Source organism: Synechococcus sp. M16CYN, assembly GCF_040371545.1.
GTDB lineage: Bacteria > Cyanobacteriota > Cyanobacteriia > PCC-6307 > Cyanobiaceae > Parasynechococcus.
In genome coordinates this window covers 1554566-1579907 of record NZ_AP029048.1, presented here as the reverse complement: position 1 = coordinate 1579907, position 25342 = coordinate 1554566, and the positions used below count along the sequence as shown (strand labels likewise).

Annotated in this window: 23 protein-coding genes and 1 pseudogene; 20 read left to right on the top strand and 4 right to left on the bottom strand. The window is 45.0% G+C overall.

Annotated elements, in window-relative coordinates; translation table 11 throughout:
- Window positions 1-264 precede the first annotated feature (264 nt).
- The 12 genes from hisA (at window position 265) to ABWV55_RS07490 (ending at window position 11777) form a co-directional block, all read left to right on the top strand.
- Complete coding sequence (gene hisA / locus ABWV55_RS07545) at window positions 265-1032, top strand: 1-(5-phosphoribosyl)-5-[(5-phosphoribosylamino)methylideneamino]imidazole-4-carboxamide isomerase (RefSeq protein ID WP_353291482.1); 768 nt, start codon at window positions 265-267, stop codon at window positions 1030-1032.
- A gap of 521 nt (window positions 1033-1553) precedes the next feature.
- Window positions 1554-3113 carry a DUF3685 domain-containing protein gene (locus ABWV55_RS07540; protein WP_353292686.1) on the top strand — a complete coding sequence of 520 codons (1560 nt, stop codon included), beginning with the start codon at window positions 1554-1556 and terminating at the stop codon, window positions 3111-3113.
- A gap of 39 nt (window positions 3114-3152) precedes the next feature.
- Window positions 3153-3695 (top strand): thylakoid membrane photosystem I accumulation factor, encoded by a 543-nt coding sequence (locus ABWV55_RS07535; protein WP_353291481.1) that lies wholly within the window; start codon window positions 3153-3155, stop codon window positions 3693-3695.
- 55 nt (window positions 3696-3750) lie between these two features.
- Window positions 3751-4911, top strand: a complete 1161-nt coding sequence (locus ABWV55_RS07530) for a F420-0:Gamma-glutamyl ligase (RefSeq protein WP_353292685.1) — start codon at window positions 3751-3753, stop codon at window positions 4909-4911.
- Window positions 4912-4951: 40 nt separating this feature from the next.
- Window positions 4952-5977: a hypothetical protein gene (locus tag ABWV55_RS07525; protein ID WP_353291480.1), complete on the top strand. Its 1026-nt coding sequence runs from the start codon at window positions 4952-4954 to the stop codon at window positions 5975-5977.
- Window positions 5978-5979: 2 nt separating this feature from the next.
- Window positions 5980-6432: a Holliday junction resolvase RuvX gene (gene ruvX, locus ABWV55_RS07520; RefSeq protein WP_353291479.1), complete on the top strand. Its 453-nt coding sequence runs from the start codon at window positions 5980-5982 to the stop codon at window positions 6430-6432.
- A gap of 40 nt (window positions 6433-6472) precedes the next feature.
- Window positions 6473-7027, top strand: a complete 555-nt coding sequence (locus ABWV55_RS07515; RefSeq protein WP_353291478.1) for a DUF3727 domain-containing protein — start codon at window positions 6473-6475, stop codon at window positions 7025-7027.
- On the top strand, window positions 7015-7536 hold the full coding sequence (locus ABWV55_RS07510; protein WP_353291477.1) for a YqeG family HAD IIIA-type phosphatase: 522 nt from the start codon (window positions 7015-7017) through the stop codon (window positions 7534-7536). The genes ABWV55_RS07515 and ABWV55_RS07510 overlap by 13 nt, the downstream gene beginning before the upstream one ends.
- Entirely contained in the window at window positions 7533-8606 is a 1074-nt protein-coding gene (gene proB / locus ABWV55_RS07505; RefSeq protein WP_353292684.1) for a glutamate 5-kinase, read from the top strand. Before ABWV55_RS07510 ends, proB begins: the two co-directional genes overlap by 4 nt.
- Before the next feature lie 53 nt (window positions 8607-8659).
- Complete coding sequence (lpxD, locus tag ABWV55_RS07500; protein WP_353291476.1) at window positions 8660-9703, top strand: UDP-3-O-(3-hydroxymyristoyl)glucosamine N-acyltransferase; 1044 nt, start codon at window positions 8660-8662, stop codon at window positions 9701-9703.
- Window positions 9704-9735: 32 nt separating this feature from the next.
- Complete coding sequence (gene leuB, locus ABWV55_RS07495) at window positions 9736-10809, top strand: 3-isopropylmalate dehydrogenase (RefSeq protein ID WP_353291475.1); 1074 nt, start codon at window positions 9736-9738, stop codon at window positions 10807-10809.
- A 65-nt stretch (window positions 10810-10874) separates the two neighbouring features.
- Window positions 10875-11777 (top strand): phosphoribulokinase, encoded by a 903-nt coding sequence (locus ABWV55_RS07490; RefSeq protein ID WP_353291474.1) that lies wholly within the window; start codon window positions 10875-10877, stop codon window positions 11775-11777.
- Between the two features lie 432 nt (window positions 11778-12209).
- Here ABWV55_RS07490 and ABWV55_RS07485 read toward each other — a convergent pair whose 3' ends face one another.
- Window positions 12210-12359 carry a hypothetical protein gene (locus ABWV55_RS07485; protein WP_353291473.1) on the bottom strand — a complete coding sequence of 50 codons (150 nt, stop codon included), beginning with the start codon at window positions 12357-12359 and terminating at the stop codon, window positions 12210-12212.
- 634 nt (window positions 12360-12993) lie between these two features.
- On the opposite strand from ABWV55_RS07485, the gene accD reads away from it, so the two are divergent.
- The 8 genes and pseudogenes from accD to fba all read left to right on the top strand — a co-directional run bounded on the left by accD (window position 12994) and on the right by fba (window position 17720).
- Window positions 12994-13875 (top strand): acetyl-CoA carboxylase, carboxyltransferase subunit beta, encoded by an 882-nt coding sequence (accD, locus tag ABWV55_RS07480; protein ID WP_353292683.1) that lies wholly within the window; start codon window positions 12994-12996, stop codon window positions 13873-13875.
- A complete protein-coding gene (locus tag ABWV55_RS07475; RefSeq protein WP_353291472.1) occupies window positions 13872-14243 on the top strand; it encodes a hypothetical protein in 372 nt (123 codons plus the stop codon). Before accD ends, ABWV55_RS07475 begins: the two co-directional genes overlap by 4 nt.
- A gap of 1 nt (window position 14244) precedes the next feature.
- Window positions 14245-15312: a Gfo/Idh/MocA family oxidoreductase gene (locus tag ABWV55_RS07470; RefSeq protein WP_353292682.1), complete on the top strand. Its 1068-nt coding sequence runs from the start codon at window positions 14245-14247 to the stop codon at window positions 15310-15312.
- A gap of 152 nt (window positions 15313-15464) precedes the next feature.
- A complete protein-coding gene (locus ABWV55_RS07465; protein ID WP_353292681.1) occupies window positions 15465-15596 on the top strand; it encodes a class I fructose-bisphosphate aldolase in 132 nt (43 codons plus the stop codon).
- Window positions 15597-15696: 100 nt separating this feature from the next.
- Window positions 15697-16053, top strand: a pseudogene (locus ABWV55_RS07460) (class I fructose-bisphosphate aldolase).
- 132 nt (window positions 16054-16185) lie between these two features.
- Window positions 16186-16299: a class I fructose-bisphosphate aldolase gene (locus ABWV55_RS07455; RefSeq protein ID WP_353292680.1), complete on the top strand. Its 114-nt coding sequence runs from the start codon at window positions 16186-16188 to the stop codon at window positions 16297-16299.
- A 19-nt stretch (window positions 16300-16318) separates the two neighbouring features.
- Window positions 16319-16480 carry a hypothetical protein gene (locus tag ABWV55_RS07450; protein WP_353291471.1) on the top strand — a complete coding sequence of 54 codons (162 nt, stop codon included), beginning with the start codon at window positions 16319-16321 and terminating at the stop codon, window positions 16478-16480.
- 163 nt (window positions 16481-16643) lie between these two features.
- Complete coding sequence (fba, locus tag ABWV55_RS07445) at window positions 16644-17720, top strand: class II fructose-bisphosphate aldolase (RefSeq protein ID WP_353292679.1); 1077 nt, start codon at window positions 16644-16646, stop codon at window positions 17718-17720.
- Between the two features lie 1061 nt (window positions 17721-18781).
- Here fba and purQ read toward each other — a convergent pair.
- From purQ to ABWV55_RS07430, 3 genes are all read right to left on the bottom strand, one after another.
- Entirely contained in the window at window positions 18782-19435 is a 654-nt protein-coding gene (purQ, locus tag ABWV55_RS07440) for a phosphoribosylformylglycinamidine synthase subunit PurQ (RefSeq protein ID WP_353291470.1), read from the bottom strand.
- Window positions 19432-19686: a phosphoribosylformylglycinamidine synthase subunit PurS gene (gene purS, locus ABWV55_RS07435; RefSeq protein WP_353292678.1), complete on the bottom strand. Its 255-nt coding sequence runs from the start codon at window positions 19684-19686 to the stop codon at window positions 19432-19434. The genes purQ and purS overlap by 4 nt, the downstream gene beginning before the upstream one ends.
- Window positions 19687-21791: 2105 nt before the next feature.
- A complete protein-coding gene (locus tag ABWV55_RS07430) occupies window positions 21792-22025 on the bottom strand; it encodes a hypothetical protein (RefSeq protein WP_353291469.1) in 234 nt (77 codons plus the stop codon).
- Window positions 22026-25342 lie beyond the last annotated feature (3317 nt).

The following is a 25342-nucleotide window of genomic DNA, read 5'->3' as shown; positions in this document are numbered from 1 at the left end:
ATAATTTTAGACACGAAAACCCAAGGGATCGAGTGAATCCTGGATCGTATTGTAAACCCAGCGTTATCTCATTAAGTTAATAATTTAATCGTAATCTAAGATGTATACATAAAATGTCAGAGGAAACATTGAAATTAATAGCTTCTCTAATAGCTTAATTTAAGAAGGGTTCTGATGGAAGAACTTTTATTATCACTATCATCAACCTTAGACCCATTAAGACTGCACTCCTGCAGGATGGATGGTCCTTTTTAGTCCAACTTCATGGAAATTATTCCTGCTATCGATCTGCTTAACGGTGCCTGTGTGCGTTTGTATCAGGGAGACTACAATCGAATTACCCATTTCAGTGAAGATCCTGTGACACAAGCTCTTCACTGGCAAAACCAAGGGGCAAAACGGTTACACCTTGTGGATTTAGACGGCTCTAAGCGAGGTCAACCGACGAACAGTGTTGTAGTCCAAGCCATTGTCGCTGCTCTTGAAATTCCTGTGCAGCTAGGGGGTGGTTTACGCTCATTGGAGCACGCTGAAAAACTACTCGACTGTGGATTAGATCGTATTATTTTAGGTACGGTGGCCGTCGAAAGACCCGATTTGGTGGATGCTTTAGCTAAGCATCACCCGGGTGCCGTTGTAGTTAGTATCGACGCCAAGAACGGTAAGGTTGCAACTCGAGGCTGGTTCGAGCAAAGCGATATCCTGGCAACGGATCTCGTTCGCCGCTTCAGTGGATCTGGAATCGCAGCGATCATTACAACAGACATTGCTACCGACGGCACGCTGGCTGGCCCCAATATTCAATATCTGCGTCAAATAGCTGAGGTAAGCAACATCCCTGTAATTGTCTCTGGGGGAATTGGATGCATGGCCGATCTACTCGCCCTTCTTCCGTTAGAGGCCCTTGGTGTGGGAGGTGTCATAGTCGGGCGGGCACTCTATGATGGTCGAGTTGATTTAGCTGAGGCTATCAGCGCGATTAGTGAGGACCGATTGCAAGATATAACAGGTAATTCTAGCAATCTGGCTTAATCGCTGAGCTTGTGAAGAGCGTTTTGTGGCTGGTATGAAGTCCCTCTGCCGATACCGGTGATCACCTAAACCAAATAAACATAAACCATCTTAGGCATTGGTTCAGACGGCGCTAATGACTTGGCGTGCATTTGAACTATCAATGACGAATGACGGCAATCTTACTGGGGGATGACGAAGAAGATTTGAATACTCGCGATATTTTCAAAAAGCCTAATATCCACCAAACAAAGAAACGCTAGCGAGTGACGGGTGACTCAACTGCGCCGCAGAGTGACTCTGCACAAACCACTTTACTTATATCGATGTGGGAGCAATCGTCGAATAACATATACGCTTCTGCATCAACTTTTACGCATTCAGATTAGCAGTAAGCAGTACATAGGGTCGTCTATTTTTGAGATATTGCATAAAGACGTAGTTACGTTAATCTTAAACCTTTTAGTTATTAAGATTTGTCTCTTTCTTTTTCGATACAGATTTTGTTGCTGGCCCCAGATCTGCTCAAGGAATCTTTAGCTATGCGACTGGCTACGGCTAACCCGGATTGGGATGTTAGGTTCGAGGCGGAGCATTTGGCTAACCACCCGGCTTTAGTCATATGGTCTATCGATGCCGTTGTTTCCATTGAAGTTATCCAGCAGGAAGTAACCAGGTTGGAAAAGCGCTGGCAACCGGCACCACTTCTTCTACTCCTACCTCCGAATCTTCCCGCTACTCGTGAGCAGCTGCTGAGCCTCTCTGCTAGTGGGCTATTGCAAAACTGCGACTTGAATACGCTCACCGAATCGATCCAGTTGTTATTGACCGGCGGACGGGTGGTGCGCTTAAAAGTTCAAGCCCGTGCCTCCGCTTCTAAGTCCGCCACCATGAGCTTCGGTCAGTCGTTACTAGTAAGTGGCCTCCGACAGATCAACAACGAGCTTCGATCAATCGAGGCGATGTTGAACCCGTCGCTGTCGCAGCCATTGCTACGCTTGCTACTCGAGGGGCGGTCGCGCGAATTGCGGAGTGCCCGCGAAGTCTTGCTCGTACTCTGGGGGCCGCTGCGGTTCGGCTTCGAAGATACGTTACCTGCGCGCCAACCACTGTCTCGTGGCCCAGCCCAGCTCGAACAAACGGCAATCACCCTACGTGGGTGTAATGCTACAGCCATTTGGGAAGCAATCCGAGAGCGCCTTGATGGGTCTGTTCAGGCAGGCTTAAGCAATGCGACTGGTCGATTGCTGGCCATCGAAGGCTTACACCCTGAGCGTCGTCGCGAGTTACTGCTTGCACTACTTCAGCAACTGGATCGTGTGCTGATTCATTTGCGGACGATGGATCATGCAGCAGATTTGCACGCGATGTGGGTTCAACTTCAGCTTGAATTGCGACAGCGTGCCATAACTGCCATGGTGGGCAGCTACGTGCAGATTCCCCGTGATGGTGAACTTCGGCCTGTCGTTGCTGTTTTGTTAGAGCAAGCCGATCTCAGTGGAGACGATGGAGAATTACTGAGTTCCCTTGCCATGCTTGCGCCTTTACTGGTGGATCAACCAGTGCTGGTGAATGGTCAGTTGTTGCCGTCTTATGACCCCCGGGCTCTCCTACAAATGGAAACGTTGGTGAGCAATTGGTTGGTTCGAACTGCAGAGCTGATTGGATCTGAATTACTCGAGTCCTGTGGTCGATGGCCAGAGCTACGGAGATACCTGCTATGCGACCCCCTTTTAGCCACACGGGAATTGGATCGCTTACGGAATCGGCTTAATACTCAAATGCGCTGGTCTGATTGGATTGAGCGCCCAATTCAACTGTATGAAAGCCGTCGCATGTTATTCCAGCTGCGTCAGGGTCGGATCGAACCGCTCCAGCTTACCGAACCACGTGACCAGGAACTAAACCAATTGGGCTGGTGGCAACGTCAGGTGGCATTGTTATTAGAGATACGTGATGCTTTGGCACCGCAGGTGCAAGTTTTGGTTCGCCGATTCGGTGACCTTGCAGCCGTATTTCTCACACAGGTGCTCGGACGTGCGATCGGTTTGGTAAGTCGTGGCATGGCCCAAGGCATGGGGCGCAGTCTCAGTCGTAACTAATAATTTGAATCTCATAATGGCGTCTGCGACATCGGTTGAATGACCTCTCTGCTTTGCTTACTGCTCAGTACGTTTGCAGCGCTGTTATTAGGGGTTTCCCCTGCTGGTGCAGTTCTTAACAGCGATAGCTATGATGGCAATATCTATGCCCTTTATGCGGGTAATGGCTCGCTCGTGCCGTCAGTGAATACGCTGGATGATGCAATGGAAGCTGGCCGCACGGCTGTAATTGTTTATTATCTGGACGATAGCGCCGTCAGCAAGCGCTTTGCGCCTGTGGTATCTGAACTTCAGCGTCTTTGGGGGCGTGGCATTGACCTAATTCCACTTACTACCGATAGGTTGCAGGGGCGAGCGACAACTGGTGTTTCCGATCCACTGACATACTGGCATGGATTGATCCCCCAGGTGGTAGTCATCAGGCCGGATGGCCAGGTTGTTTTTGATCGTGAAGGCCAAGTGCCACTCGCTGCGATTAATGAGGCCATTAGTTCCGCCACTGGGCTTCCAGCCCCTAACCTGGGTGAGATCAACCAAGAAGGCAGCTTCAACGAAGTCAACATTGAGGTGACGGCACACTGAGGTCTCGCTAGCGAATGCCGCCTACGCTGCCGGGCCAAATTCCCCGGTGTTTACCATGTCTCTATTGATTGCTCTACTTGCTTTCGGACTTGGCGTGGTCTGGTTGGAGCTTCGTCACCGGCTAAGGCCCTCCTCACCTCTGCAGATGCACCCCATTAATTGGACAGTGAGCAGCTGTCCTGGAAAACTCAGAGCTGAAGGAGTACTTGAGATTCATAACCCCCATTTACAGATGGAAGTTTTCATACCTGAATTGAGGGTGAATCCTGTTCTCCTGGGCAAAGCCGATCCATCAATTTTTCAAGTTAACACAAGCATTAAGGCCGATCATCCCGATGAGGAGACCAGGCCGGATAGGTATTGGGTGGCCTATATCGTAAAAGGTGGCAAAACTACGCGGGTTCAGATCACCATTGACATCGTAGGTCCATATCCTCTCGAACGTGTCGACAGCCTTTGGGTAGACGTGCATTGGGGAAACTACGGACCGTTCGGCCACCTTCAGCGTCGTCAGGGCGTGGTGGTACCTTTGTCTCATCCACTACCACTCACTGCAGCCGAAGCCCAATTCATACCTGGTGATGGCTGTCAGGTCCTGCCTTTACAAACTCACCTTTTAGGACCCCTGGATGATGCAATCGAGGTACTTCGGAGATACGCTTCTGCTATCGTCGAGCCCGGCGATGTGTTAACCCTTGGTGAAACTCCTTTGGCTACAATTCAGGGGCGGTATCGGCATCCTAGCGAAGTAGAACCGAGTATGGTGGCGCGATTAGTTTGTCGGGCTTTCCATCCTACCAGTAGTCTGGCCTCGGCCTGTGGCATGCAGGTTTTGATTGATGTGGTGGGACCAAGCCGCGTGTTAGTTGCCTTCCTTGGTGGATTGCTAATGAGATTGGTCGGAGTCCCGGGCTGGTTCTACCGCTTAGCAGGATGTCAAGCGCGTTTGATCGATGACGTTACAGGAACGACGCCGCCTTACGATCAAAGCCTTGTTCTCGGACCTAGGCACTCTGCTTCCTTTTGTCGCGAGGCTGCTACTGCCCTGGGAGTCGACGTTGCCGTCGTTGACGTTAATGATCTCAGTCGGGTGAAGGTGCTGGCATCCAGTGCTGGTTGTGATGAAGCTTTGCTGCATCGCGCTCTACGACTTAATCCGGCTGGCAATGCAAATCAGCGCACACCGCTGGTCCTTATACGCCCAGGGCTGAATTGAGCGATACATTGTGAGTGCAGTGTTGTAGTAGGGAGTGGTGATGGCTGAACCAGTCCTGTCTTCCCTGCGTATTGAACCACTTAATCTTGCCCACTTGGCGCGTTGCAGGGTGATCGCCGACTCAGGGAGTCTGCCGCGTTTTCAGACGTTTCTGATCAGCGATTGGCTGGCTCGATTTGAGCAACGCTTCCCCGACATACTGCCCAGCCGTTCGCCCCGATGTCTTGTAGCCCTGGAAGCCGATCAGCTTTTGGCAATGATAGTGATCTATCCCTACAACCGCCGTGGCACGTGCTGGACGCTGCACTTGCCAGAACTGATTGGGAAGGTCCGCAACCATAGTCTTCGAGAGGTGCGGCACGATTTACTGCAAAATGCCCTCCATTTAGGCACTCCTCAGTCCTACAGCTGGGTGATTCGTTGTCCAGCATCCGATGTCGATGCCATCGCACTTTTAAGAGAGCTGGGTTTTCAGCCTTTGAGGCCATATCAAAGTTGGTTACCTCCGCGGTTATCCATCAACGCTCAGCAGACTGTCTTGGCGGATAGCGTGACTTGGTGTCCCATCAATCGCCATACGGCCCAGTTACTCTGGTCGGTTGAACAAATTGGTAATTTCAGTCACCTTCGCCAAATTAAAGATCGGCATTGGTTAGATATTCTAGATAGAAGTGGCCCTGGTTGCGGTATATTGATGGATGGTGAGACCGTCCTTGCAGGTTGCATTCGTCTCACGGAAAGCAGTGAGCAACGCAACTTTGAGTTACTTCGTGGTATGGCTTGGGACACCCGACTCGATCGAGCGTTGCCCGTGATGCTTGCACGGATTTTGCAACAGGGTGCTCCTCATACTCTAGTTACTGACTTTGATGATGTGCTACTCGGACAAATTCTTGAGGCGCAAGGTTGGCAGCGGGGAGCTGAGCAACTGCTTCTTGGTCGAAGTATGTGGCGGCGCCACATCGCCCACCGGAACCTTCACATCAGTCGTTCCCTGGATGAAGTATTCAGCCGACTTCGTCCACAGGGGACACCCTTGCCCAACCCAACCCTTGGGCCTCGTTGATCATGTCTTTTGTATGTTCCGTGCTCAGTTTGGATATAGGCCGGCGACGTATCGGTCTCGCTGGATGTGACCCTTTAGGCATCACTGTGACGCCCTTGCCTGCTCTCCACAGAAGGCATTTTAAAGCAGATCTCACGGTTCTGCGTAGCCATTGTCTTCGCAGAACAGTAAAGGGACTTGTTATTGGCTTGCCCATGGATGCAGCGGGTCAGTTCACACCACAAGCTGAGTACTATCGTCGTTATGGCTCACGATTGGCCCGTAACCTGAACTTGCGTTTGGCTTGGGTTAATGAGCACAGTAGCACCTGGGCAGCAGAGGAACGCTACGGTTTGCGGAATGATCGGACTGGTAAGCTAGACAGTGCGGCAGCTGTTTTGTTACTGGAGCAGTGGCTTTGGGAGGGGCCGGCGCTTAAACCGGTCCAGCTGATCGCTCTAAAAGTGAGCACCTAATTCATCAATGGTGGATCCTAACCCTAGTTAGGGGGCAACGATGTCGGACATCGGAGCAGAAAAGAGTGGTGACCATCCAACGCTGTTGGTGTACGATCAAGAAGGTCATGGTCTTCTGTGCTTTCTCGAGTATCTAATTCCATTGAATGGTCAGGACTATGCCCTGCTCTCACCCGTTGATACACCGGTTTCGCTGTTCCGGTTACGAGACGACGATGAACCTGAACCGATCACAGGCGTAGCGAGTAACGAGCTAATTCTCTCTGTTGCAGATGTGGTGCTTCAGGAGCATGATTTGGTTTTAATGCGTTCGGCTATCACTCTTACAGTGGGTGGGGAACTTGAGGACCCTGAACAAGAGGATTTGGAAGAACTAGAGGATGAAGATGATTTTGGTGATGACGTAGAGACCTTTGAGCTTTTGGTGAGCTTTATGGTGGATATTCAGGAATATGGTTTGTACATTCCTCTCGATCCTTTTCTCATTTTAGTGCGGATGGTAGATGGTCAAGCAGAACTTCTTAGTAAGAGCGAGCTCGATCAAATTCAGCCTCGCATCGAAGCTGAATTTGGGGAACGCGAGTGGTCAAAATAACATGTCGGCACTGGTTGCAGCCCAACTGGGATCCCGGCCTCACCGTTGCTCATTTATCGTTATCTCATCTGACCGTTCGAGGCATTAGAGCCGCTGTACTAGATGTGGATCGCACTCTCTTGCCGGGGCATGATGTCACGCTGCCGGGACCGGTTCTAGCTTGGCTAATGGAAGCCGGCCAGCGACTGCAATTGCATCTATTCAGCAATAACCCTTCGCGCAGCCGTATCTCAGACGTAGCTGCTCAGATCGGGGTGAGTTTTACTGCTGGGGCTGGCAAGCCCCGACGCGGAGCCTTAAGACGTGTGATAGCGGATCTTGATCTACCTGCTGAACGCATCGCGATGATTGGTGACCGCCTGTTTACTGATGTGCTCTGCGGGAATCGACTCGGACTTTACACTGTGCTTGTGCGCCCGGTTCGTGTCGACGGCGGTGCATGCTCAAACGATCGAATTCAGCGCTTAGAGCGCACCCTGGCGAGATGCATGGGGGTCCTTACGGCATGACGCTGTGGACCGTGAAGCTTGGCACGAGCCTCTTGCGGGAGAATACAGCTGTAATGATTGATGGCTATGCCGCAGTGATTGCCGCGGCTATACGACGCAGGGATCATGTATTACTGGTAACCAGTGGAGCTGTAGGTCTGGGCTGTCAGAAACTGAACCTTAGTCAGCGACCCAATTCCGTAATAGCTCTCCAGGCTGCCGCCGCTATCGGTCAGGGACATCTCATGGCTCTTTACGAGCGTGCGATGGCAGCACACGGCTTATCTGTCGCTCAGGTGTTGCTGACCCGATCTGATCTAGTAGATCGTCGCCGTTATCAAAATGCGTCAGGCACATTGCAACAGCTTTTGACTTGGGGCGTGCTCCCTATAATTAACGAAAATGATGCCCTTTCACCGGCTGAACTACGTTTCGGCGACAACGACACACTGTCTGCATTAGTTGCAGCAGCCGTGGGGGCTCAGCAACTGATCCTACTAACTGACGTGGATCGCTTGTATTCTTCTGATCCGCGTATCGAGGCCGCCGCGCGACCAATCACAGATGTTCAACACCCTCAGGAGCTAAAACATTTGAAGATTGATGCTGGTAATGGAGGGCGTTGGGGTACTGGAGGCATGATTACCAAACTAGCCGCCGCAAGAATCGCTACAGCTAGTGGGGTCACTGTTCAGTTAGCAGACGGACGTGATCCCACAAGATTAGGGAGGCTCCTTCAAGGAGAGCGAGGAGGTACCATTTTCCATCCCCATCCTGAGCCTTTGGGTAATCGTCGCAGTTGGTTAGCTCATGTTCTTGAACCAGAGGGAGAGCTTCAATTAGATGCGGGAGCCTGTGAGGCGCTTCTGTATCGAGGAGCGTCTTTACTTCTAGTTGGTGTTACTGCGGTGAATGGAGACTTTGATGCTAATCAAGTTGTGATGTTGTTGGATCCCAACGGTGTTGAACTGGGACGTGGTCTTTGCTCTCAGACCAGTGTCCAGTTACGCCGAGCCTTGGTATCAAGGCTCGGCGTAACTGGATCTCCGGTGGTGATACACCGTGATGCTTTAGTTCTCAAAAATCGATAACTTCATACAGATTACAAACACTTCTAGAACCCAAGAAGCCGTTTCACAAGACTATGCGTTTTAGTGCCCTAGTTGAAAACTTACAAACCAGCGAAGCAGGATTTCGCTGGAGCCAATTGAACATCGATCCGATACTTATTGGTGCAGCCTCTCTCGAACAAGCTCATGAAAACCAGCTAAGTTTCTTGGAAAAGGGTCATTCCCTAGTCTCTGCACTCAATAAATCAGTCGCTGGTGCTCTACTTCTTCCCGATCAGCAAGACTTAATTCAAATCGCAAGCGAGCGAAACATTCCTTTTGCTGTAATCGCCAATCCACGCCTAGCTTTCGCAGAGGCGCTAGAACTGCTGCACCCGCGTAAACGTCCTTTAGCAGAGGTTCATCCCACCGCTGTGATCGATGAGCGGTCGGTGGTAGGTCCCGGCACCTTCATCGCTCCACGGGTTTGCATTGGTGCGAGTAGTCGCATTGGAGCAAATTGCATTGTTCATCCTGGCGTGGTGATTTACAACGACGTTGAAGTTGGTGATGAGTGTGAGTTGCATGCCAATGCCGTACTCCATCCTGGCAGTCGTCTCGGGCATGGATGTGTGGTGAGTTCAAACGCTGTAATTGGTTCAGAGGGATTTGGTTTCATACCTACGACCCACGGCTGGCGCAAGATGCCTCAAACCGGTCAAGTGGTACTGGAAGACAGCGTTGAAGTGGGTTGTGGCACCATGATTGACCGTCCATCCGTAGGACAAACTCGCATCGGAGCCGGCTCCAAGATCGATAATCTTGTTCAAATTGGCCACGGGGTAACTATTGGTCGCAGCTGCGCCTTTGCCTCTCAAGCAGGCATCGCGGGGGGTGCTAAACTGGGCAACGGCGTTATTTTAGCTGGACAAGTCGGCGTGGGCAACGGAGCCGTTGTAGGTGATGGAGCGACTGTGAGCGCCAAGAGTGGTATCCAGGGCAAAGTGGCGGCTGGTGAGCTGGTTAGTGGCTTCCCGGCTATTCCACATCGTCTCTGGTTGCGTTGCGCCGCCACGTTTAGCAAGCTGCCTGAAATCGTGAAGGCGTTGAAGGAATTGAAACGCGATGTCTCTCGATAATCTCAGGCATTGCTCTGTTGCAAGGGTTGATTATGGCTCATTACCGTGTCGTTCTTTTACCTGGCGATGGTATTGGCCCCGAAATTACAGCTGTTGCCCGCCAATTGCTGGATGTTGTAGCACAACGATATGGATTTCAACTCGATTTCGAAGAGCAACCTATCGGTGGTAGCGCCATCGACATGATCGGCGATCCACTGCCTGAGGCCACGCTTACGGCATGTAAAACAGCCGATGCCGTGCTTTTGGCAGCGATCGGTAGCCCCCGCTTCGACAACCTGCCTCGGGAAAAACGACCCGAAACTGGATTGCTCAAACTTCGTTCAGGACTCAACCTATTTGCCAATCTGCGACCGGTCAGAACCGTTCCCGCGCTGATTGACACCAGCAGCCTCAAGCGAGAGGTGATTGAGGAGGTTGACCTGATAGTGGTTCGTGAGCTCACCGGTGGGATCTATTTTGGTCGGCCAAAGGGACGTATCGAAGTCAATGGTGACGAAAGAGGATTTAACACCATGACGTACTCCGCTTCAGAAGTAGATCGCATCGCGAGGGTAGCTTTTGAAATTGCTAGGGAGCGAAACGGTCGTCTTTGCTCGGTGGACAAGGCTAACGTACTGGATGTAAGCCAACTTTGGCGCGACCGTGTCGATGCAATGGCACGCAGTCACGACGACATAGATGTGAGCCACATGTATGTAGATAACGCCGCTATGCAGCTGGTGAGTGACCCACGTCAGTTTGATGTGCTACTCACCGAAAATTTATTCGGCGACATACTGAGCGACGAGGCGGCAGTCCTGACGGGTTCGATTGGCGTGCTGCCCTCTGCTTCTCTAGGTAGTGAAAATCCGGGCTTGTTCGAGCCGGTTCACGGCTCTGCTCCCGACATAGCAGGCCAAGACAAGGCAAATCCGATCGCCATGGTACTTTCCGCCGCCATGATGCTACGCGTTGGTTTGAAGCAGAACTCTGCTGCTGATGATATTGAACGAGCCGTAGATACTATTCTTTCTTCTGGATTTCGAACCAACGATTTGATGTCAGATGGCTGTATTCCTCTGGGATGTCGGGCTATGGGTGAGCAACTACTTAAAGCTCTTTAAAAACTTCAGGTGGTGATTTTGGGCTTTGATCTGGCAAGATCTCCAAGTCTGTAATTTTCGCGTCGATGTCGAAGCGTCATCCGGTAGTTGCTGTCACCGGTTCTTCCGGAGCTGGAACCAGCACCGTTAAGCGCGCTTTTGAGCACATCTTCGCTCGTGAGGGAATTACCCCTGCCGTGGTGGAAGGTGATAGCTACCATCGCTACGAGCGGATGCCGATGAAGCAGGCAATGGCTGATGCCCTATCGGCAGGACAGAACTTTTCTCACTTCGGACCTGAGGCCAACCTCTTTGATGAACTTGCAGAATTATTCCGCACCTATGGGGAAACAGGAGCTGGCCAAAAGCGCTACTACCTGCACAGCCCTGAGGAAGCGGCCGAACATAACGCCCGGTTGGGTGTAAACCTTGATCCAGGTCAATTCACCCCTTGGGAGGACATTCCATCAAATACCGATGTGCTCTTCTACGAAGGCCTCCACGGCGGAGTCCAAGGTGATGGTTACGACGTAGCTAGCCTTGCCGACTTGCTTGTGGGCGTAGTGCCGATCACCAACCTTGAGTGGATTCAGAAAATCCATCGCGATAACGCAGAACGTGGTTATTCGGCTGAGGCGATCGTGGATACGATCTTGCGCCGGATGCCGGATTACATCAATCATATTTGCCCGCAGTTCAGTCAGACTGACATCAATTTCCAGCGGGTTCCAACAATTGATACCTCTAACCCATTCATCTGCCGAAATATCCCAACTCCTGACGAAAGTTTTGTGATCATCCATTTCCGCAAGGGAGCCCGCGAGAAGTGGGGCATAGATTTCGGTTATTTGTTGAGAATGATTCACGACTCCTTCATGTCTAGTCCCACCAGTATCGTTGTAAACGGCGGTAAGATGGGTTTTGCCATGGAACTCATCCTTACTCCAATCATTCACCGCATGATCGAAGATAAAAATAATCCCAGCTAAATTAAACAATCCGGCTACAATAAAGTCTAACCTTCGTCTTCATACCGAAGGTTGACATGCTTTCTTGAGTAAGACGATCCTTTTGTTATTGATTTCTTTGCAGATCGGCGATGCTGCTCATACGCTGTGATGAATCAAAATATCTCCGTGTCTCATGCCGTGCTGGCGTTCGTACGCTGAGTCGCTTTGATATAAGTAGTTTAGTCTGAGCATCCTGCCGATGCATCCTCAAGCTTACGCTTCTCTTTGGTGTAGTAGCTGATTTATTAAAATAGAATGTTCGCGTTACCTTTAGGCTGGCTGACCCGTACTGGTGCCTCAACAAGAGCTTGCTGAGATCAGCTGAATTTGCGGTTACAATTAATTGAGTGGAGATGAAATCGGTATAAATATAGATTCTGCTAACCACTTCCGACTTCTATGTCATTGGCTTTAACAGAAGAGCCATTTGGCACCCGCCAAAGCAAGTATTGGATGATCGTCGCGAACAGTTAACGCTCCTGATGTGGTTGTGTTATGTATTCGGCGCAATATAAATTCTGGTGCTGAGTTGGTCTCTGCCATGTTGTAGTTGTTGATCACCCATCAGTGACCAACATCCTGTCCTAGAAACATTGCGCGCTGGACGATTATGTTGATTGCCGGTTTTTATAAACAAGCGCCAAGGAGACCACTTTCAGATGCATTGCCCTATGGTGATAAGATCTTACTTAACGCTGACTTTCCGCAATTTTTTAACCGATTTTTAATCACACGTGGTAGGCCCTGTCCTGGGCCTACCACGTGTTACTTGAGTAGCACTGTTATTAAGACTGATGTTTAATCCTAGAGGCAGCTTGAATGCGGTTAAGGACCATTAGATCGTAACGGTGATGTCCTTTTGCTGTTATTTAGAGAGTCGAAACACTTTGGCTCGTTGACAAACCGGTTCTTCGGTTTAGAGGTGCTGGGTTTACAGCGATGACGAGACTTGGCTGGGCCTCTCTAAGAGCTTGGCATGGCGATAGGACCGCGTAATTGGCGCGTTTGTGGGAAAGTTGACTCAGGTTAGGCAGCCGTCTTTGATTCTACGACAACCCTTTCTCCGCTTAGATCGCTCATCACTCTAGATATTTGAGCTGTTTTGGTTAATGGATCCTTTTAGCTAGTGAGATCGATGACGGGCTTTCCTGACGTCGTGGCTGGGTCTTTAATGGAAAATAATCGGCCGGTTCGTGTGTCTCTGTTCGACTGGTTTGCTGACCGCCGTAAAGGTCAGTACGTCGGCAACATCAAACGGGAACCCGAAGAGGGTGATGGTCTTTGGAGTAAGTGTCCAGAGTGCGGTCTAGTTGTTTACCTCAAGGATCTACGCCTCAACGCTAACGTTTGTGCTGGCTGTGACTACCACCACCGAATCGACAGTGCCGAACGGATTGCCCTGATTGTTGATCCCGACAGTTTCCAGCCTCTGAACGTGGATCTCTCGCCCATGGATCCGTTGGAATTCCGAGACCGACGCGCCTATGCTGACCGTCTTCGCGAAAGCCAAGCTGCCACCGGATTAAACGACGGTGTCGTAACAGGGCTTTGCCAGGTGGACGGGATTCTAATCGGCTTGGCAGTGATGGATTTCCGCTTTATGGGCGGCTCTATGGGTTCGGTCGTGGGCGAGAAAATTACCCGTTTGGTTGAGGAATGCACTTCGCGCAAACTTCCATTACTGATTGTTTGTGCTTCGGGAGGCGCTCGTATGCAAGAGGGGATGCTAAGCCTGATGCAGATGGCTAAAATCTCGGGAGCGCTGGAGCGTCATCGGGAAGCTGAACTCCTATACTTGCCACTGCTAACTCATCCCACCACCGGGGGAGTGACGGCTAGTTTCGCTATGCTAGGTGATCTGATCCTGGCAGAACCAAAGGCTTTAATTGGTTTCGCCGGTCGTCGGGTGATCGAACAGACGCTGCGTGAAAAATTACCCAACAACTTTCAAACAGCCGAATATCTACAAGATCATGGTTTTGTAGACGCCATCGTTCCGCGGACCCAGCTCCGAAGCACGCTAGCTTCGCTGCTCCGCCTTCATGGATCCAAATCTTTAAAATCCGTTGGTGCATGATTAGACGCTTACTTGTTTTGCTTGTCGCGCTGTTTTGTTGTGTCGGAATGGCTTGGGCTGGTCCTATCGACTGGATTGAGGTTCCTAGCACTGATGCTGGGCAACAATGGTGGGATCGCGGCAGCGTACGAGAGAATAAGAATGGATTGCGCACCGTGCTCAGTCGTTTCACCCCAGCCCTATCACCAGACGGTGAACAACGTCAGGGGGGGCTTTATGTGATGGAACTTGACTGTGGCCAGCGGCTTTATCGCGATAGACAAGTCAACGGGATTCCACGTTTTCGTACCACTTTGCGGTCTGTCGAAAATGACGATTTGATCATGTCTGTTATTGAGGCTGTCTGTAATGAGCCTCTTTCTAGCTGAAATGTTCACCCAACCCATAGGAGTTGCTATCGCCGGACTTGGTTTTGGTGAAAAGGTACACCTGCCTGCTTTGGAATCCAATCCAGACTTAAAGGCCGTTGCTCTCTGGCATCCACGCCGAGAGCGACTAGATTTAGCTTGTACGTTGTCAGGGCTCAACGGCTACGACAGCTGGGATGCTTTAGTTGCCGATCCTGACGTTGATGCGGTCATTATCGCTACGCCACCTGCTCCTCGTTTTGACCTTGCCTTGCAGGCCTTGCATGCAGGTAAACATCTTTTATTGGAAAAACCCATTGCATTACATGTGGATCAGGCGATGGAACTTCAAAGGTTGGCTTTGCAACAGCGTCTCAGTGTTGCTGTGGACTACGAATACCGAGCAGTACCGCTGTTTATGCAAGCGGAGCGCTTGCTTCGCGCTGGTGCGATTGGGACTCCTTGGTTAGTGAAACTGGACTGGTTGATGAGTAGTCGCGCGGATGCCGGCCGAGGTTGGAATTGGTACTCTGATCGCAGCGCTGGCGGTGGTGTCATTGGTGCTCTGGGCACTCATGCTTTTGATATTCTGGCGTGGCTAATAGGTCCTGTTGGCTCGGTCCAAGCGCTTAACAAAGTTTCGATTGGAAAGCGTCCTGGTTTGGACGGGAGGATGGTGTCGGTGGATGCAGAAGACGTATCTTTGATTCAGACCACGTTGCAATGGGAGGGGAGTTCTGTTTGCTCAGTTCCAGCACAGATAACCCTTGCCTCCGTTGCGCGCAACGGACGCGGCTGTTGGTTTGAGGTCTATGGGTCTGAAGGTAGCTTAATCCTGGGTAGCGAGAATCAAAAAGATTATGTTCATGGTTTTACGCTATGGCATGCGGCATCCGGAGAATCGCTACGCCATATTCAACCCGACACAGATTTAGCTTTTTCAACCACGTGGAGCGATGGGCGCGTGGCACCAGTGGCGCGAGTTCAGAGTTGGTGGGCCCAGAGCATTTATAGTGGCAAACCTATGGTTCCCGGACTAATGGAAGGAATAGCAAGCAGACTCTGCTGCGACGCTGCGGCTACCAATTAGCCTGAGTTTTTGAACATTTAATGCGATGAATCATAAACAAACTAAACTGTTTTAATTGAAACAATAAGTTGTCAGTAACTTACAAATATTATGGATTTTTAGGCTGAATATTACTTTTTATTCGATATGTTTCTTACTGACTTTTTTAGGAGCTGATAGCGACAGCTCAATCTCTTGTAGAGTCTCGGAAAAGAATTCTTATTGTAGATGAATTTACCAAAACAATTGGTCAGGGATTAGGTCCAATCAATGTTGGAAACATAGAAGCAAACCGCCTGGCGTAACCGCGGCATGTTTTTCATTACGCAAGGCCTAGCTACTTACATGAGCGGTGCAATTATTTGTTAAGAGACTCTTTTTCAAAATCATGCAGGTGGTGATTCGATAATTCAAAAATTACAGAAGCTGGGAGTGATTCCAGGAATCAAGGTTGATGAAGGTTTTCGCTTTCTCCCTAGGACAGGTTCCGTTGAGCCCCTTTGCACAGGCCTGGACAACCCAGCGGAGCGAGCTACCGATTACCAGGCTTGTGGCGCTCGCTTCGCTAAATGGCGTACTGTGCTTCAAATCGCTTCTAACGGTTGTCTTTCTGAATCGTCGATTTGTGAAAATGCGTAGGTCCTTGCCCGTTATGCCAGAAGCGTTCAGCAGTCTGGCCTCGTCCCAATCATTGAGCCTGAGTTTCTATGGACAGCTATCGCGCTTCGAGGCCACTGTACCTGTTTGAGAACGGATTATTGAGTCGATTATACTACGCTTGCCATGTTGATAGCATTCTTCTAGAAGGTACTCCGCTCAAGCCACCCATGACGATATAGGACGCGGAGCTCAGAAAGCCGATCCTGAAATTGTCGCCGGACTGGCCATACAAGCATTAGAGAGACAAGAAGAGTACCTGCCAGTGTTCCTGGGGTTGTTTTTCTCTCTGGTGGTTTAAGTGAGAGAAGCCGCGTCTGCTCATCTCAACACGACGAACAACCTACTTAAATAAAGCAAACTGGAATCTTTGACTTCTTATGGAAAAGCTCTTCGGCGTTCATGCCTGAAGCTTGGCAAGGCTCGCATACGGAAAAAGAGAAAGCGGCTCCTCAGTCTAAAGCAAGAGCCAATTCTGAAGCCTCGTGAGGGTGTTGCGTTCCTAGACATCAACTGTCCTGTAGCGATGTAATGAACAGCTTTTGTTGCTGCCTGCACCTAACCGAATCTATTTCATGCAACATCCTCGTGTCGTTAAGGCACCTGAACATAGTGACATTTCACATGGTTCACAGGTAAAGTCTCGCGGTTACAGACTCTATGTCCGTTTATCGGCCTTTATTTGGGACTTTACTATGGCGCTCGTTCCTCTTCGATTACTGCTAGACCATGCCGCAGAAAACGGCTACGGCATCCCTGCATTCAACGTAAATAACCTCGAGCAGGTGCAGTCGATCATGGAAGCAGCGCATGAAACCGATTCTCCTGTAATCTTGCAGGCTTCTCGTGGTGCGCGAACCTATGCAGGCGAAAATTTCCTACGTCATCTGATTCTGGCTGCTGTCGAGACGTATCCGGATATCCCGGTGGTGATGCATCAAGATCACGGCAATAGCCCTGCCACCTGTTTCGGTGCTGCAGCGAATGGATTTACTTCCGTGATGATGGACGGCTCTTTGGAAGCTGACGCCAAGACTCCCGCTAGCTACGACTACAATGTTAAAGTCACAAGGGAAGTAGTTGATGTGGCCCACGCAATCGGCGTTAGCGTGGAGGGTGAATTGGGTTGTCTTGGTTCTCTTGAAACCGGCAAGGGTGAAGCCGAAGACGGTCACGGTTTCGAGGGTGAGTTATCCAAAGATCAGTTGCTGACTGACCCTGCTGAAGCAGCTGATTTTGTGTCCAAAACCAAAGTGGACGCTCTGGCGATCGCCATTGGTACCAGTCATGGTGCTTACAAATTCACCCGCAAACCTACTGGCGAGGTGCTAGCAATCAGCCGCATTGCTGAAATTCATAAAGCAATACCCAACACCCACCTGGTAATGCATGGCTCCTCATCTGTCCCACAAGAGTGGCTTGAGATGATCAATAAATACGGCGGTGCGATCCCTGAAACTTATGGTGTACCTGTCGAAGAGATTCAAGAAGGTATTCGTAATGGTGTACGTAAGGTGAATATTGATACTGATAACCGCCTTGCTTTCACCGCGGCTGTCCGCGAAGCCGCCATAGCTGATCCCGCTAATTTCGACCCTCGCCACTTCAACAAGCCGGCTCGGAAATACATGAAACAAGTTTGTTTGGACCGTTATCGGCAGTTCTGGGCTGCTGGTAATGCTAGTAAGATAAAACAGTGCGACATAAACTACTTTGCCAGTCAGTACGCTAAGGGCGTTCTTGATCCTAAGACTGCTGTTGTTGCTGCCTGATGATTGACTTAATATAAGTAAAGTGAACGGTTTAAGAGACCGAGGGTGCCTTTAACGGCATCCTCGTCGTTGGGCAGCTGCTTTACCACTTAAAACAACCACTAAATTTGCTTCTGACTAGTAACCACTATTTGTGATCCGATTACTAATCTTCCAATGTTTATGGTTGCCTGATGTGGCTCTTCCCGGGAAGCAATGGTTCCTGATTCACTGTTAAAGATTCTGATTTACTAAACTGTCTGTTACACCAACATTTAACCCCCCCACCCCCAATAAATAGATCGCATTACTCTCCCAGCGCTAGAATCGCGATAATGAAATCACTGACCAACTCACTGGTTCTCGGATGATTTGTAAATGGGTGATTTTCAGACCATTCACGGGCTCCAGATGCACTACAATGATGTTTCCGTTGATGAAGGTTTATTAAAGGCTGAATCTGTGCCGCAAACCTAGAAGCAAAGGTAGGTTCAGGTCGATCTACAGCTCCGTGACGCGATCATATGCAGGTCCCGTATTTATAGATTAGCCTCAGTGGTGCTACTGCACGGATTCAACCCTAATGATGAAGCTGGTCCTCTATTCCCTTCTGTGTCAGTAGCAGCAGTTCCTAATAGTGGAGAGTTCTCATAGATCTTAAAACCTGCTGCGAACGCTTGATTACTGACATTGTGACTGGATCGCTGTACCGTTGCCGGTAATCTATACAACGCATATGGGCTTTCAAAGCGATGCTTCCCGCCCTAACTAAGAGCAATGCTGAGTTTAAATAGCTAAGGTTGACTATAAGGTTTATTTATGAACTATGAGGCTTATCTATGATCAGAGAAATGCCCAAGTCTTGAAACGCTCTTGCAAAACCTTCTCCATCGTGCAGTTATGCAGTTATCACACCATCTAATAAGCTTTCTGGTCAAGTTCATCTGGATTCACAGCCCGCAGGGGTGTCCTGTGCGCAGCGCGGAGGAAAACGTCAAAATTAGTCAACCGGCGCTGCTACATTAGCTCGGTTTCAGGTGCAAATACCGCTCTTAAGATCACAAGCAAACGACACTAAATTATTAGTTCAATAGGGCCTCAAGTAGCGAGCGTCCGTCGGTTCCACCTGTTGCAGGATCACAGGCTCGTTCCGGATGAGGCATTAAGCCAAAAACGTTACCTGATGCATCGGTAATCCCAGCGATGTCGTCTACTGATCCGTTAGGATTTGTGTTGTAGCGTAGGGCGATGGCATCGTCATCTTGAAGTTGCTTAAGGGTATCTTTACTGCATTGATAACAACCCATTCCATGAGCAATCGGCAGTAGCAGTGAAGAGTCCTTACCGTAGCTTTTCAACCAATTCGTTCGATCACTAGATACACGGAGTGATGAATCTTCACAAATGAAGTGAAGGTTCTGATTGCGTGTTAGTGCTCCGGGTAATAATTCTAACTCTGTAAGGATTTGAAAACCATTACAGATGCCTAACACACGTCCACCTTTGGAGACGAAGTCTATCAAAGATTGGAGTATTGGCGCAAATTGGGCTATCGCGCCACAGCGCAGGTAATCGCCGTAGCTAAAGCCACCTGGCAGAATTACTCCATCTATGCCACTTAGGTCTGTTTCGTCATGCCAGAGACGGCGTGTCGGTATGCCAAGGCAACCTTCAACAGCCCATTGAACATCCCGATCGCAGTTAGAACCAGGAAAAACGACGATCCCAATGGTCATGAATCTTTTAGCTCCAGGGACCAATGCTCAATGACTGGGTTGGCAAGTAGCCGGTCACTGAGTAGTTCAAGACGATGACGGGCCTCAATCTCACTAACAGCTTCAATTTCCACTTCTACCGCTTTTCCAATGCGCAGTTTGTTGATTCCATGTACACCAAGACGAGCGGCTGCGCCTCTAACGGCTTCTCCCGCGGGGTCTAGTACAGAGGAATGTAGGTGAACCAGAACACGGGCTTGATAGTGTGGCACGGTACCGATAGGGCTAGTGGAATCCTGCCAGACACCCGACCATGATGAGGTACCCAAAGGTGTGCTCTCTTTTTTAAACAAAGTCATTGTGCCATCGACTATTTTGTGAATAGTCTTTGTATGAGTTATGAGTGAACTCCGTGAATTACCCATTTGACTTGTTGACTTATTGGAAGGAAAAGGATACTAAAATGGTATCAGTAATTATTTATTATTACCATATTCATGCCATTTTCCAGAAACCATGGAACTTAACACAAAAATTCTATATTTATCTTAATTAAGTTGCGGTAGACCGAAGTAAACAGCACCCTATCACAGTCAATAACGCTAGACTGCTTTCTAGAAATCAGGGTATAAAGACTTTAATTTTATGCAAGCTTCGCAATGTTTCCCAAGCCCTTATATTATCCGAACATTATTGCTGATTGCCTTGATTAAGATAGTTTTGCTTTTGATTATTAATCGCTCATCTTATAACTTAGTAGCTCTGGTAATCAAAGCAAAAAACTAGTGTTTTCAATGAAAGCTACTCGTAACAATCAAGAAACTACTCTCCAAATAAAATATTTATTTTTCCAAGTTGAACTTGATTTTATTGTCTAAGTAAAATATACATGATTCTTAAAACTTTAGCTATTGAGATAGAATTACATGATAAGTAAAAGAAAAATTTATTTTATTTCATTCATTCGTAACTATTCAAGATTCATTAAAATATAAGATCAAATCTATAGTTTTACGCAGAGTATATATTAAGCAGAAATGCTTTCTTAAGGAGTTATTAAAGCTCAGTCAAATTTAAATTTGACATAAGTTAAAAGTTTAACCTAGCCTGAGTAAAAACATAGTTTTCTTTTTGTAAGTCTTTCTAAGGTTTATACATTAGTTGGTAATCTGAGCCTGAACTAAATTTTTCTTGTTTTAGAATAAAAACCTAATTTTATTTGAGATTGTGTATGCGTAAATAAGCATTAAATCTATCATACAAAAATAAAAAGTAAATACAAGCAAAATCTTATGAGAGATTTTATTATATTGATAATTTTAATATAATAATTATGAAAACTTTGCACTATTTGAGCTGATTGCTTTACATGCCCGATAGTTTTCACATTTACATATTCAGATTACCAATAAAAATTAATCATTAATGATAGGGCTACCTTAGTTAATTAGCTTCAGATTTTTTCTTTGAGGTTTAATTATGATTAAACTTGAAATAGTTGCATTATTTATTGTTGTTATTCGAATCAAAAATAAGCCAAACTATTAATCTAGCTTTTAGATTTTATATGATATAAAATAATTATGTGATATGTAGTCTATGCTTTTAATATTTATGATTATTTAGCAAAAAGTCTGTTAGTCAATAAAAGAGATATTAAAAAATAGTTAAGCTGCAAAAAGCTGCTTACAGTATTTCATAGCTGTTTTGGTATTATTGACAATCAAATTGTCTTGATTTCAAGAAAGTGACTAAAAGTGCTAATGTCAATTTTTAATTTATTTTCTAATGGTCAAGGATTATTGGAATACGGTAACAAAATATGTAGTTATACTGTTCCCACTAAAACTCTTATAAAGATAAAAATATTCAAATCTAAGTACTTTTAGGTAAAGAATTAATCTAACCTTACCGCACTTAATAGATATACAAGTCTAGGCTAATATATTGCAGCTTATGCAAAGTAATTACTTGAAAGTAAGTCTTAATTTATTTCCTTATTTTATGCCAGTCATAGGCTTAGACAGTTACTATTAATCTATAATTAGTCGAGAAATATATACAGTTTTAAGTGTTTTATCAACAAAAGTATATTCTTTTATTCAGCTACTTGCTAGATAAAATCTTACATATTTTTTACTAATTTTAAACAAAAACTTGAGGCAAGGGTTTTATGTAATGACTTTGATGTTCAGATATATATAGAACTGATAGACTAGGTTAATTGACTTAGGCAAATGTTTGAAAATCATCGACGACCAGCCTGGTTAAACTGGGTTTTCTTAGCTATCTTTCTGTGGTCTTCCTGGCAGCTTATCGAGTTTTGGCTGCCACAGTTACGTGGTTGAGTCGAATTCGTGGACCTAAATTTATAGTTTCAGGTTATTCCTATAAGTCTAAGCGTCCCCCATAAGTCAAAGACACAAAAGATTAATCCGATTACGATGATATCCCAGGCTCGATGACGGATAGCCCATGGGGCAAGAAATAGTTCTGCAATACCATGCAATGCTGTTCCTATAGCAATGTGCTCGAGCACTAGCAAGCTGTGTGCTATTAAGAAAAGGACGCTTGCTACACATCGCATCAATACCTGCCAAGAACCAAGCAACTGTTACAACCTTCGAAGATTCAGCACCTTAATCGTGATTGGCTTTTGAATTCAAGAGCCTACCAAGTTTTAATGCGTAGTGATTTGAGCAGATAGAAACATCCTTAGTTACGACCGGTTGTACATCGGGCTGATCGCTTATAAACATAAATGTTGTTCAACGGATACATCAACAGCCTCGACTGATTCCTAATAATTAGAGCTCAAGTCTGTTATAGTTAGTACTTATCAATATCGGTTGCGTTTAAGCCAAGTTCGTAGAAGTAGCTATCGTAACTAACATTTTTTGTGATTGCTGTTTGGCTTGAGCTATCAAAAAACAAACATTCCAATTCATTACTTATCTTACAATATCATATTTCGTTGGTAAATTCAAATAAATAATACTTTCTTTATATTATTTGCTAGTTATTAAGATTGTCGCCATGGTAGCATTTAAAATGCCTCAAGTTTTTTATAAATTAATAGTTAGTCGCTGAAATCGAATAAAACTCGTGACAAAGGACAAATTTTAATTGTCTGACCCTAAAATCTTGTAAATGAGTTTTTAATTAGCATCCTATTTTCTCTGGTAATTTGTCCTTAACAAAGTTAAACCCTTGAAGGTATTCATATATTGTAAAAAGCCAGTAGTTAAAAGTACTAAGAGAAAATAAATTCATTATTTCTATAAATATATAATATATTGAACGCATTAGTCTACGAAAAATTTATGTATATTGATTAGACTATCTTTAATTTAATGATTGTTGCTGAGTATAAGACTCTTTTATATACAAAATTTTTACCTTTCTTTACTGTTATTTTATAAGGCTTTATTTGGCATTGACATAAAATTTTATCTTCAGCGTAATCAACAACAAAAAACTAACATTGCTATCAGCTAATTAGCTAGAGTATTCATAACGTAGCTACAGAGGTTTCCTAATGTAGAAATTCTCACAATTTATAGGCATATAAGAAGTTTCAAACTTGTCTATAGTATCGTAAGAAGTATATACAACGGTTATATTTATCCTGTTAAAAACTCGTTATATTAAGAACTTAGTGACTAATAAGATGCTCTATAACAATATTCACTTATCTTAGCATTCGGTTTGGTATTATTGGGTTAGGTTAACTAAAAAATAGGTCTTCAACTTAAAATAGTTTTTCTTTATTACAGAGTTGAAATACTATAAATAGTTTTGCAATTATAGTTTTTTAGCTAATTGGGATTAGCTAGTTTTCTGATAATCAATTTATCTAGTAACTTACTGATAAGGTCATGGTTGTAATAATATTACTTCTATTTTCACCAGGTGAAGTGCAGTTTCATAGTTAAAGAGATAAATTTCTAGCAAAACTAAAGTTAAGCTAAAGCAAAATTTTTTGATTTAAAAGACAAGAATTAATCCACTCAACATGACAAACTCTCTGAGATTTTCTTATCATTTTTTGTTAATAAATAATAAGCTTAAAATTAAGCTACTTAGTTTAGCTCTGATTTATAATTAAATAAAAAACTATATAATTAACCTAGATTCATCGAATTATTGTATTTTAGCAAATGTAGCAAAGCATAGGCTTAATTATAATAAATAGTTTTTACTTTTTAAGTATTTAACTAATAGCAATAAGACTTTACTAAGTTGTAAATTATCTAATTATTCTAGAATTTATATTGATTAACTTACTTTTAATTTAAAACATTAAGGATAATTGTATAAATCACGCTAAATATAATAGTTAAGGCTAAAATCTGCTTACTTTTAATTAGAAAATTTTTAGTTAATTTTTCTATATCAAGACTTTTATTTTTTCTCATTGTTAGAATGATGTATTTGCTTTCAATAAAGTAATACACAATTTTACCAAATGTTTGTAAAAATTTATCGCGAAATATTTTTAGTAATAAAATCTACTGTTTCGATATAATTTTGTTCATTTGATAAGTCTGCTATTGGTTATATTAATTGCTATCAATAGCTTTATTATAAGGAATAAGTAGATATTTTGTACTCATGTGACTTCTAATATTAGTTAATATTTGGTTGCATGGCTAATATTTTTTAATAAATTGATTGTATGATCATGAATATAAAGAATATAATCAAAACATGGGAATGGCTAAGAATATGTTTTTGGCTGTTATTGAGTTAGTAATATCTGATTAAATTAGTCAAATGTTATTTTGACTTTTTATTATCTTTATAAGATTTTCTATTAGTTATTCTGGATCAAAACTTTGCTAGTACAAGTGACGATGTTATGGGAAATTCTGTGGTGCATCCTCAAAGTCTTCCCAACTCAACTCAATATCTAGGAGAGTTTCATTAATTTCTACTCTTAACAATTCAGCTTCACTGATAAACTTTTTCTCAACCAGGTCAAGATATTTTTTGTATTCAATTAACCAGATCAAGAGCGTGGGTGTACTGTTTATTATTTCTGAATCAGAGTATATGAGATCTTAAATTTTAATATCTTGTGCGATTGCATTTAATTCATTTCTTTGAATAACAAGGTTTTGTATTATTTATTTTTCAATATCTAATTTTCTTCTTATCAATAAGAGTCAGTAATTGTTGTTCATAGCGACGGTAACTTAGTATGGATAATTTTTCATTAATTAGTAGGTGCTTTGCTCCGTATTTACTGCTTACTTTAACTCTTTAAAAGCTAAATAAAATTATACTTTTATCTTCAAAAGTGCTTTGCTTTAGTATGTAGTAGAGATGGTTTAGACGAGTATATTCGTTGATATCTTTTTTTGATATTAATTAAGTTACTTCAGAATTATATTGCTTAACTCATTGTAGTATTTTCATTTTTGAGGTATTAATCACATAATTTAGTGTTGCTAGAATCAAATTGCTAATCGTATTATTTATTTTTAATCTTATTTTGAAATCATTTCTGTTATTCTTTTATATTGATTAGAAGTTAATATTTTAGTAAAACGTTGTTACTTACGATTATTGATTTAAACTATAGATAAGATATATACGATTAATTTAATTTTTAGTACAATAAAAATTTTTCACTTTTATATCAGTTTAATTATATTAATTGTAGTTTAATATTCATTATTAGCTTTCCAATATGTGTAAAAATTTTAACGTGGTATTAAAATATTATTTAATTTTTTAGATTGATAAAAAATATTTTTACTACGATGGTTGTGTAATTCCTAAAATTTGATAACTCTATCAATCATTCAATTAAATTCATCTTGAATATAGAGCAATTCTTGTTGCATGTTGTTTATGAAATGCTAACTATCGACTCTAAAGTAATCGTTATCTTATTGGTACCTCTATTTCCATGCTGGTTCT

What these genes read in the sequence shown, in the direction of transcription:
- ABWV55_RS07540 (WP_353292686.1), top strand. Translation starts at nt 1,554, where the DNA reads ATGCGACTGGCTACGGCTAACCCGGATTGGGATGTTAGGTTCGAGGCG.
- ABWV55_RS07470 (WP_353292682.1), top strand. Translation starts at nt 14,245, where the DNA reads ATGTTCACCCAACCCATAGGAGTTGCTATCGCCGGACTTGGTTTTGGT.
- ABWV55_RS07530 (WP_353292685.1), top strand. Translation starts at nt 3,751, where the DNA reads ATGTCTCTATTGATTGCTCTACTTGCTTTCGGACTTGGCGTGGTCTGG.
- purQ (WP_353291470.1), bottom strand. Translation starts at nt 19,435, where the DNA reads ATGACCATTGGGATCGTCGTTTTTCCTGGTTCTAACTGCGATCGGGAT.
- fba (WP_353292679.1), top strand. Translation starts at nt 16,644, where the DNA reads ATGGCGCTCGTTCCTCTTCGATTACTGCTAGACCATGCCGCAGAAAAC.
- lpxD (WP_353291476.1), top strand. Translation starts at nt 8,660, where the DNA reads ATGCGTTTTAGTGCCCTAGTTGAAAACTTACAAACCAGCGAAGCAGGA.
- leuB (WP_353291475.1), top strand. Translation starts at nt 9,736, where the DNA reads ATGGCTCATTACCGTGTCGTTCTTTTACCTGGCGATGGTATTGGCCCC.
- ABWV55_RS07490 (WP_353291474.1), top strand. Translation starts at nt 10,875, where the DNA reads ATGTCGAAGCGTCATCCGGTAGTTGCTGTCACCGGTTCTTCCGGAGCT.
- ABWV55_RS07475 (WP_353291472.1), top strand. Translation starts at nt 13,872, where the DNA reads ATGATTAGACGCTTACTTGTTTTGCTTGTCGCGCTGTTTTGTTGTGTC.
- proB (WP_353292684.1), top strand. Translation starts at nt 7,533, where the DNA reads ATGACGCTGTGGACCGTGAAGCTTGGCACGAGCCTCTTGCGGGAGAAT.
- ABWV55_RS07515 (WP_353291478.1), top strand. Translation starts at nt 6,473, where the DNA reads ATGTCGGACATCGGAGCAGAAAAGAGTGGTGACCATCCAACGCTGTTG.
- hisA (WP_353291482.1), top strand. Translation starts at nt 265, where the DNA reads ATGGAAATTATTCCTGCTATCGATCTGCTTAACGGTGCCTGTGTGCGT.
- ABWV55_RS07535 (WP_353291481.1), top strand. Translation starts at nt 3,153, where the DNA reads ATGACCTCTCTGCTTTGCTTACTGCTCAGTACGTTTGCAGCGCTGTTA.
- ABWV55_RS07525 (WP_353291480.1), top strand. Translation starts at nt 4,952, where the DNA reads ATGGCTGAACCAGTCCTGTCTTCCCTGCGTATTGAACCACTTAATCTT.
- ruvX (WP_353291479.1), top strand. Translation starts at nt 5,980, where the DNA reads ATGTCTTTTGTATGTTCCGTGCTCAGTTTGGATATAGGCCGGCGACGT.